Here is a 10,000-nt window from a genome sequence, read left to right on the forward strand (position 1 = left end):
TTGGAGAATATTGCGGATCTTTGGAACGCTGCTCTATCCAATATTGAGAAAAAGATTAGCAAGCCTAGTTTTGACACCTGGCTGAAGTCCACTAAAGCCCATTCCCTTCAAGGCGATCTACTAGTGATTACTGCTCCCAATGAATTTGCACGCGATTGGCTTGAGGAGCGCTATTCCCAGTTAATCTCCGGTATTCTTTATGAAATTACTGGGGAAGAACTATCAATAAAGTTCATTATTCCGCAAAATCAAAAAGAGGATGATTCAGATTTGCATTTGCCTGCTAAAAAGGCAAAAAGAGAGGACGATCAACATGATTTTCCTCAAAATATTCTAAATCCAAAGTACTTATTTGACACTTTTGTTATTGGTTCAGGAAACCGATTTGCTCACGCAGCTTCCCTTGCTGTTGCAGAAGCTCCAGCAAAAGCGTACAATCCATTATTTATTTATGGCGGGGTAGGTTTAGGCAAAACACACTTAATGCATGCGATTGGTCATTATGTGTTAGAACATAAACCAAACGCCAAAGTTGTCTATTTATCCTCAGAGAAATTTACAAATGAATTTATCAATTCAATTCGAGACAATAAAGCTGTCGAATTCCGTAATAAATATCGAAATGTAGATGTCTTGCTAATAGATGATATTCAATTCTTAGCTGGAAAAGAATCAACACAAGAGGAATTTTTCCATACTTTTAATACTCTTCATGAGGAAAGCAAACAAATTGTTATCTCTAGTGACAGGCCGCCTAGGGAAATTCCGACACTTGAGGACCGCTTACGATCACGTTTTGAATGGGGATTAATTACGGATATAACGCCGCCCGATCTAGAAACAAGGATTGCCATTCTTAGGAAAAAGGCTAAAGCAGAAGGTTTGGATATACCGAATGAAGTTATGCTCTATATAGCAAACCAAATTGATACAAATATTAGAGAGCTTGAGGGAGCATTGATTCGAGTAGTCGCTTATTCTTCCTTAATTAATAAAGATATTAACGCAGATTTAGCTTCCGAAGCTTTAAAGGACATTATTCCAAGTTCAAAGCCTAAGGTAATCACCATACTCGATATCCAAAGAACCGTGGGTGAACACTTTAGTGTTAAACTTGAAGATTTTAAGGCGAAGAAACGAACGAAATCTGTGGCATTCCCTAGACAAATTGCAATGTATTTATCACGGGAATTAACCGATTATTCATTACCCAAAATAGGTGAAGAGTTTGGAGGCCGTGATCATACTACAGTTATTCATGCTCACGAAAAAATTTCTAAGCTGTTACAAACTGATATTCAGCTGCAAAGGCAAATGAAAGAGATAAATGAGCTGTTGAAAGTTTAATACATCTGTGAATAACTTGTACTCCTTTATACACAGTCTGTCCACATGTGGATAGGCTGTGTTCCTATGGTGTAAAATAAGTTATCCACATATCAACAGGCCCTACTAGTACTTCTACTGTTTTTTATTTAAAAAACTTATTATTATATGTTTAAGAAATTCCATTTATGCATACTTAGAATAAAAATTTGCTGGGAGGATTATTAAATGAGATTTATCATCCAACGGGATCGCCTCGTTCAAAGTGTTCAAGATGTAATGAAGGCCGTCACATCAAGAACGACTATTCCCATTCTGACAGGAATTAAAATTACAGCTAGCAGCGAAGGAGTTACCTTAACAGGTAGTGATTCGGATATTTCGATTGAATCATTTATACCAAAAGAGGAAGCTGGAGACGAAATCGTTGAGATTAAACAAAGTGGTTCAATTGTCCTTCAAGCAAAATTCTTTAGTGAAATTGTTAAAAAACTGCCTACAGACAGCGTTGAAATTGAGGTACTGGGATCATTGCAAACCGTAATCCGTTCTGGAAAATCAGAATTTAACTTAAATGGTCTAGATGCAGAAGAATATCCTCACCTCCCGCAAATAGAGGAAAATAATAAATTTCATATTGCGACAGACCTTTTAAAAACCATGATTCGACAGACCTCTTTTGCCGTGTCTACATCGGAAACACGCCCTATCTTGACAGGTGTAAACTGGAGAATCGAAAATGGCGAACTAAACTGTATTGCAACAGATAGCCACCGCCTAGCTTTAAGAAAAGCAAAAATTGAAACGGAAAATAATGAAAACTACAATGTCGTCATTCCAGGTAAAAGTTTGAACGAACTAAGTAAAATTATTGATGACTCAAATGAATTGATTGATATTGTTATTACTGAAAATCAAATTTTATTTAAAGCAAAACATCTGCTGTTTTTCTCAAGATTATTAGAAGGTAATTATCCTGACACATCCAGACTGATTCCAAATGAAAGTAAAACTGATATTACCGTTAATACGAAGGATTTCCTTCATGCGATCGATCGCGCATCATTACTAGCACGTGAAGGCAGGAACAATGTTGTAAAACTTTCAACCATTGATGGAGGTGTGATTGAAATTTCCTCAAATACACCTGAAGTGGGTAAAGTTGTCGAAGAAATTCAAAGCCAGTCTATTGATGGTGAAGAATTAAAGATTTCCTTCAGTGCTAAATACATGATGGATGCCTTAAAAGCACTTGAGGGTACAGATATACGAGTAAGTTTTACTGGTGCTATGAGACCTTTTGTTATCAAGCCGATGCACGATGAAACCACTTTGCAGCTGATTTTGCCAGTCCGAACGTATTAGGACAAAATAGTCACCATGTTTTTGGTGACTTTCTTTATTTATTAATTTTTAGTAAAATATAGTATTGAGACCATTTTAGAAATGAGTGATAAACATTGCCTGAAGAATTAAAGCTAAGTACTGAGTTTATTACGTTAGGTCAATTTCTTAAATTGGCTGACGTCATCCAATCTGGTGGAATGGCAAAATGGTTTTTGAGTGAACATGAAATTTTTATTAACGGCGAACAAGATCAAAGAAGAGGAAGAAAGCTACGAGCTGGGGACAAGATTCAAATTCCTGGGTTTGGTGAGTTTTTGATTACCGACTAATTATGTATATTGAACAATTAGCGCTAAAAAATTATCGAAACTATGAAAGCCTATCGGTTGAATTTGAAAATAAAGTGAATGTGATTCTCGGGGAAAATGCCCAAGGGAAGACAAATGTGATGGAATCTATCTATGTTTTGGCAATGGCAAAATCCCATCGTACCTCAAATGATAAAGAACTTATTCGCTGGGACCAAGAATATGCTAAAATAGAGGGTAGGGTTCAAAAGCAATATAGCTCACTGCCTTTACAATTAATTATTTCAAAAAAGGGCAAAAAGGCTAAATGTAATCATATGGAACAGCAAAAATTGAGTCAATATGTTGGGAATATGAATGTTGTCATGTTTGCACCAGAGGATCTCAATTTAGTTAAGGGCAGCCCGCAAGTAAGACGGCGGTTTATTGATATGGAAATTGGACAGGTTTCACCTGTTTATTTACATGATATGAGTCAATATCAGAAAATACTACAACAGCGTAATCATTTTTTGAAAATGCTGCAGATAAAAAAACAGACTGACCAAACCATGCTTGAAATTCTTACCGAGCAGTTTATTAATATGGCCGTAAAGATTGTTTTAAAGCGATTCGAGTTTCTTTATTTGCTTGAAAATTGGGCTAAACCCATTCATAAGGGGATTTCTAGAGGGCTGGAATCGTTGGAAATTGTCTATAAACCATCAGTGGATGTATTAGAAGGCCAAGATTTGTCGAAAATGAAAGCATGCTTTGAAGAAAAATTCAATAAAGTCAGAACAAGGGAAATAGAACGTGGAACCACGTTATTCGGACCTCATCGTGATGATTTGGTGTTTTTTGTTAATGATAGGGATGTATCAACATTTGGATCACAAGGACAACAAAGAACTACTGCACTTTCTGTTAAACTTGCCGAAATTGAATTAATTCATTCAGAAATTCGTGAATATCCAATCTTGCTTCTTGACGATGTATTGTCGGAATTAGACGATTATCGTCAGTCACACTTGCTTAATACCATTCAAGGAAAAGTCCAAACATTTGTTACAACCACGAGTGTAGAAGGTATCCATCATCAAACATTAAAAGAGGCATCGACTTTTAATGTAGAATCCGGTTTTATTAAGAAGGTGAATTGAGGTGGAAATGTGTATATTCATGTCGGGGAAGATTTAAATATCAGGGCGAAGGATATTATCGCCATTCTTGATAAAGGGAGTGTAAATTCTTCAAATTTAATTGAGGAATTTTTAAGCCGGCATAACGAAAAGCTTATTAACCTTTCGAAAAACCCCTTTAAATCAGTCGTAATTACATACGACAAGGTTTATTTATCCCCTATCTCTTCCGGAACATTAAAGAAACGTTCAAATCAAAAGGAAATACAGGAATAGTGAAACTACTAGCTTACTTTTTACGTTAAATTGAGTATTTTTTGAATGAAAGTGCGGGTGAACGATAGTGACAATGGAACAAAAAGTAATCCAAGAAGAAGCATATGATGCAGATCAAATACAAGTTTTAGAAGGCCTTGAAGCGGTTAGAAAAAGACCTGGTATGTATATCGGTTCAACGAGCGGAAAAGGTCTCCACCATCTTGTTTGGGAAATTGTTGATAATAGTATTGATGAAGCCTTGGCCGGCTATTGTGACGAGATCAATCTAACAATTGAGGAAGACAACAGTATTACTGTAAAAGATAACGGCCGTGGTATTCCAGTCGGTATCCAAGAAAAAATGGGCAGACCGGCAGTTGAAGTCATTATGACTGTTCTGCATGCCGGCGGAAAATTTGGCGGCGGCGGATATAAGGTTTCTGGCGGTCTGCATGGTGTAGGTGCTTCAGTTGTTAATGCCCTTTCCACCAATCTAGAGGTCTATGTCCACCGTGACGGTAACATTCACTGCATAAAATTTGAACGTGGAGCAGTAGTGAATGAATTAGAGGTAATAGGAACTACCGACGAAACAGGTACGATTGTTCACTTTAAACCAGATGCAGAAATATTTACTGAAACATTGGAATATGAGTATGATATTCTAGCAACCCGCTGTCGCGAGCTTGCATTCTTAAACCGTGGAATTAAAATCACGATCGAAGATAAGCGTGTGGAGAATAAAAAGAATGAATACTACTACGAAGGCGGAATTAAATCATATGTAGAGCATTTAAACCGTACAAAAGAAGTCATTCATGAAGAACCTATCTTTATTGAGGGAGAACGCGAAGGCATTAGCGTTGAAGTTGCGCTTCAATACAATGAGGGTTATACCGACAGCATCTATTCCTTTGCAAATAATATCCACACATACGAAGGCGGAACCCATGAATCCGGTTTTAAAACAGCCTTAACTCGAGTAATCAATGATTACGCAAGAAAAAATGGCTTAATTAAAGAAAATGATACGAATCTATCTGGTGAGGATGTTCGAGAAGGAATAACAGCGATTGTCTCTATTAAACATCCAGATCCGCAATTCGAGGGACAGACAAAGACAAAACTTGGAAATTCCGAAGTAAGAACAATTACAGATTCATTATTTTCAAGCCACTTTGACAAGTTTCTAATGGAAAATCCATCGGTGGCAAGGAAGATTGTCGAAAAAGGTCTAATGGCTGCCAGGGCAAGGATGGCTGCAAAGAAGGCAAGGGAGCTCACCCGTCGTAAAAGTGCGTTAGAAGTTTCAAGTTTACCCGGGAAATTAGCAGACTGTTCTTCAAAGGACCCATCTATCAGTGAAATCTATATCGTTGAGGGTGACTCTGCGGGTGGATCTGCCAAACAGGGCCGTGATCGTCATTTCCAAGCCATATTGCCATTACGCGGTAAAATTCTAAATGTCGAAAAAGCTCGACTCGATAAAATATTATCTAATAACGAAGTTCGTGCCATGATTACCGCCATTGGAACGGGAATTGGTGAAGAATTTGATATATCAAAAGCACGTTATCATAAGATTGTTATCATGACAGATGCGGACGTTGATGGTGCGCATATTCGAACACTTATTTTAACATTCTTCTACCGTTACATGAGACAAATACTAGAAGCGGGTTATGTCTATATCGCTCAGCCCCCACTATACAAGGTATCACAGGGGAAAAAAATATTTTATGCCTATGATGATAAAGAATTAGATCGAATTTTTGCTGAGCTTCCGGCCCAGCCAAAACCAAATATTCAACGTTATAAAGGTTTAGGAGAGATGAATCCTGAACAGTTATGGGATACAACCATGGATCCAGGTACAAGATCCATGCTCCAGGTCAGCCTCGATGACGCAATAGAAGCAGATGAAACCTTTGAAATGTTAATGGGCGATAAAGTTGAACCACGCCGTAACTTTATCGAAGCAAACGCTAAATACGTTAAGAATTTAGATATATAATCTTTGGCAGGAAATAGGGGGTATCATCCCCCTCCTTTAGACAAACTTGTCAATTTAGGGTAGAGGGTGACCGCTATCCTCCTTTTTACGAATAAGGACAAATAGGAGGATGTCACCAAATTAGGAGGTACCAATATGGCTGATACACACAATCCGCAAGTAACTGAGATTAATATTAGTCAAGAAATGAAAACTTCATTCCTAGACTATGCAATGAGTGTAATTGTTTCTCGTGCCCTTCCAGATGTTCGTGATGGATTAAAACCGGTTCATCGCCGTATTCTATATGCTATGCATGATCTAGGAATGCATTCGGACAAACCTTATAAAAAATCTGCTCGTATCGTTGGGGATGTAATTGGTAAATATCACCCCCATGGAGATCAGGCAGTTTATGAAACAATGGTACGTATGGCACAGGATTTTAACCAGCGCTATATGCTGGTAGATGGTCATGGGAACTTTGGATCCGTTGACGGAGATTCCGCAGCAGCAATGCGTTATACGGAATCAAGAATGTCCAAAATCTCGATGGAACTATTAAGAGATATCAATAAAGATACAATTGATTTTCAGGATAACTATGACGGCGAGGAAAGAGAGCCTGTAGTGTTACCAGCAAGATTCCCTAACCTTCTTGTCAATGGGACAACTGGTATAGCGGTTGGTATGGCAACGAATATACCTCCACATCAGCTTGGTGAGGTTATCGATGGAGTTCTGGCAGTCAGCCGTGATCCAGAGATTACAACACAAGAGTTAATGGAGGTTATCCCTGGTCCAGATTTCCCAACAGGTGGAATCATTATTGGACGAAGCGGTATTCGTAAAGCATACGAAACTGGCAGAGGTTCCATTACCATTCGTGCTAAAGTTGAAATTGAAACAAAATCAAATGGTAAAGAAGTCATTATCGTTAATGAAATTCCTTATCAGGTAAATAAAGCGAAATTAATAGAAAAAATTGCTGAGCTGGCTCGTGATAAAAAGATTGAAGGCATTACCGATTTACGAGATGAATCAGACCGTAAGGGAATGCGTATTGTTATTGAGGTTCGTAAAGATGCAAATGCCAGCGTGATTTTAAATAACTTATATAAGCAAACGGCTTTGCAAACAACCTTTGGAATTAATACATTAGCGCTCGTTGATGGCCATCCAAAGGTATTAACGCTTAAGCAATGCCTAGTACACTATTTAGATCATCAGCAAGTAGTTATCCGCAGGAGAACAGAGTTTGAATTGCGGAAGGCAGAAGCTCGTGCTCATATCTTAGATGGTTTACGGATTGCACTTGATCATCTGGATCAGGTCATCGCATTAATTCGTGCTTCCCAAACAACCGATATTGCCCGGGAAGGCTTGATGACAACATTCAATCTTTCTGAAAAGCAAGCTCAAGCAATACTTGATATGCGCCTGCAGCGTTTAACTGGCTTAGAAAGAGAAAAGATTGAAGAAGAATTCCAAAACTTAATGAAGCTGATTGGTGAACTAAAGGAAATCTTAGCGAATGAAGAAAAAGTCCTTGAAATTATCCGTGAGGAATTAACCGAAATTAAAGAGCGATTTAATGATAAGCGCCGCACAGAGATTGTTACGGGCGGAATTGAGAATATCGAGGATGAAGATCTCATTCCACGCGAAAATATTGTTATTACTTTAACCCATAATGGATATATTAAACGTCTCCCAGTTTCAACGTATCGTGCCCAAAAGAGAGGCGGTCGCGGAATTCAGGGAATGGGAACAAATGAAGATGATTTTGTTGAACATTTGATTACAACTTCAACCCACGATACAGTTCTTTTCTTTACGAACAAAGGAAAGGTGTATCGATCTAAGGGGTATGAAGTTCCGGAATACAGCCGTACTGCAAAGGGATTGCCAATTATTAATCTCCTTGGAGTAGAAAAGGGAGAATGGGTAAATGCTATTATTCCAATTGAGGAATTTGTGGATGACTGGTACTTATTCTTTACCACAAAAGAGGGAATTTCCAAGCGCTCACCTTTAACTTCATTTGCTCATATCCGTAACAATGGTCTAATCGCCTTGAATCTCCGTGAAGGTGACGAACTGATTTCGGTTCGATTGACCGACGGAACAAAGCATATGATTATTGGAACGAAAAAAGGTATGCTGATTCACTTCCCGGAAACGGATGTTCGCTCTATGGGAAGAACAGCGACTGGGGTAAAAGGAATTACCTTAGACAGTGATGATGAGGTAGTGGGGATGGAAGTCCTTGAGGAAAACAGCAGCGTGTTAATTGTCACTAAGAATGGATATGGTAAGCGGACACCTGCTGAAGAGTACCGCATTCAAGGAAGAGGCGGTAAAGGTATAAAGACTTGCCACGTTACCGATAAAAATGGACCATTAGTTTCCGTAAGAGCAGTAACGGGTGAGGAAGACCTAATGTTAATCACTACTGGCGGAGTACTTATTCGTATCGATGTAGCCGGTATTTCCACAATGGGACGTAACACTCAAGGTGTTAAATTAATTAGTATCAAAGATGATGAACACGATTATGTAGCCACTGTTGCGAAAGTAGAAAAGGAAGAAGTCTCTGAAGATATAGATTCTGATGATACTGAAGGAGCAGAAGGCGGAGAATCAGTAGAAGTTACAGATCGTGCAGAACTAGAATCAGATGGAGCAGAAGAAGACAAGTTAGACTCCGATGAGGAAAGTTCCGATCCTAATACAGAAGAATAATTACTTTTAAAAGGAGCACCTAATAGGTGCTCCTTATTCATTGCCTTTTTATCGATTTTTTTAATTTTCTCTTGATAGATAGTATTAATGCTGGTATACTCATTTGAGTCGGCAACAACTGTTTTATTTTGAAACAATAAAAACAAAAAAAAGTTGACATTAGTATTGATAGATGATATATTAATAAAGTCGCTTCTGAGCGATTGTGAGAAATTGATCTTTGAAAACTAAACAAACAAGAACGTCAACAAACATTTTTTTAGTTTTTTTTAAAAAAGCTAAGCCAACGTAACAAATGAGCTATATCAACTTTCTTGGAGAGTTTGATCCTGGCTCAGGACGAACGCTGGCGGCGTGCCTAATACATGCAAGTCGAGCGAATCAAGAGGTGCTTGCACCTCTTGATTAGCGGCGGACGGGTGAGTAACACGTGGGCAACCTGCCTGTAAGACTGGGATAACACCGGGAAACCGGTGCTAATACCGGATAATTCTTTCCCTCTCATGAGGGGAAGCTGAAAGTCGGTTTACGCTGACACTTACAGATGGGCCCGCGGCGCATTAGCTAGTTGGTGAGGTAACGGCTCACCAAGGCGACGATGCGTAGCCGACCTGAGAGGGTGATCGGCCACACTGGGACTGAGACACGGCCCAGACTCCTACGGGAGGCAGCAGTAGGGAATCTTCCGCAATGGACGAAAGTCTGACGGAGCAACGCCGCGTGAGCGATGAAGGCCTTCGGGTCGTAAAGCTCTGTTGTTAGGGAAGAACAAGTACCGGAGTAACTGCCGGTACCTTGACGGTACCTAACCAGAAAGCCACGGCTAACTACGTGCCAGCAGCCGCGGTAATACGTAGGTGGCAAGCGTTGTCCGGAATTATTGGGCGTAAAGCGCGCGCAGG

The 10,000-nt window shown here is 39.1% G+C and carries 7 protein-coding genes and 1 rRNA gene (1 of these 8 cut by a window edge); all 8 read left to right on the forward strand.

What is annotated here, in order from left to right:
- Entirely contained in the window at positions 1-1,347 is a 1,347-nt protein-coding gene (dnaA, locus tag AC2TFD_RS00005) for a chromosomal replication initiator protein DnaA (protein WP_335510783.1), read from the forward strand.
- Positions 1,348-1,554: 207 nt separating this feature from the next.
- Positions 1,555-2,691, forward strand: coding sequence for a DNA polymerase III subunit beta (gene dnaN / locus AC2TFD_RS00010; RefSeq protein WP_335510785.1), 1,137 nt, complete (start codon positions 1,555-1,557; stop codon positions 2,689-2,691).
- Positions 2,692-2,786: 95 nt separating this feature from the next.
- On the forward strand, positions 2,787-3,002 hold the full coding sequence (yaaA, locus tag AC2TFD_RS00015; RefSeq protein WP_335510786.1) for a S4 domain-containing protein YaaA: 216 nt from the start codon (positions 2,787-2,789) through the stop codon (positions 3,000-3,002).
- 2 nt (positions 3,003-3,004) lie between these two features.
- Positions 3,005-4,123: a DNA replication/repair protein RecF gene (gene recF, locus AC2TFD_RS00020; protein ID WP_335510789.1), complete on the forward strand. Its 1,119-nt coding sequence runs from the start codon at positions 3,005-3,007 to the stop codon at positions 4,121-4,123.
- 9 nt (positions 4,124-4,132) lie between these two features.
- Positions 4,133-4,378 (forward strand): extracellular matrix regulator RemB, encoded by a 246-nt coding sequence (gene remB / locus AC2TFD_RS00025; RefSeq protein ID WP_335510791.1) that lies wholly within the window; start codon positions 4,133-4,135, stop codon positions 4,376-4,378.
- A gap of 73 nt (positions 4,379-4,451) precedes the next feature.
- Entirely contained in the window at positions 4,452-6,374 is a 1,923-nt protein-coding gene (gene gyrB, locus AC2TFD_RS00030; protein WP_335569852.1) for a DNA topoisomerase (ATP-hydrolyzing) subunit B, read from the forward strand.
- A 135-nt stretch (positions 6,375-6,509) separates the two neighbouring features.
- Positions 6,510-9,098, forward strand: coding sequence for a DNA gyrase subunit A (gyrA, locus tag AC2TFD_RS00035; protein WP_335510793.1), 2,589 nt, complete (start codon positions 6,510-6,512; stop codon positions 9,096-9,098).
- Positions 9,099-9,409: 311 nt separating this feature from the next.
- Positions 9,410-10,000, forward strand: a 16S ribosomal RNA gene (locus AC2TFD_RS00040) (it continues 959 nt past the right edge of the window).

The sequence above is a fragment of the Neobacillus sp. plas4 genome, assembly GCF_057221695.1.

Bases quoted from the DNA above. Each gene is read 5' to 3' on its own strand.
- dnaN (WP_335510785.1), top strand. From the start codon at position 1,555: ATGAGATTTATCATCCAACGGGATCGCCTCGTTCAAAGTGTTCAAGAT.
- recF (WP_335510789.1), top strand. From the start codon at position 3,005: ATGTATATTGAACAATTAGCGCTAAAAAATTATCGAAACTATGAAAGC.
- gyrB (WP_335569852.1), top strand. From the start codon at position 4,452: ATGGAACAAAAAGTAATCCAAGAAGAAGCATATGATGCAGATCAAATA.
- gyrA (WP_335510793.1), top strand. From the start codon at position 6,510: ATGGCTGATACACACAATCCGCAAGTAACTGAGATTAATATTAGTCAA.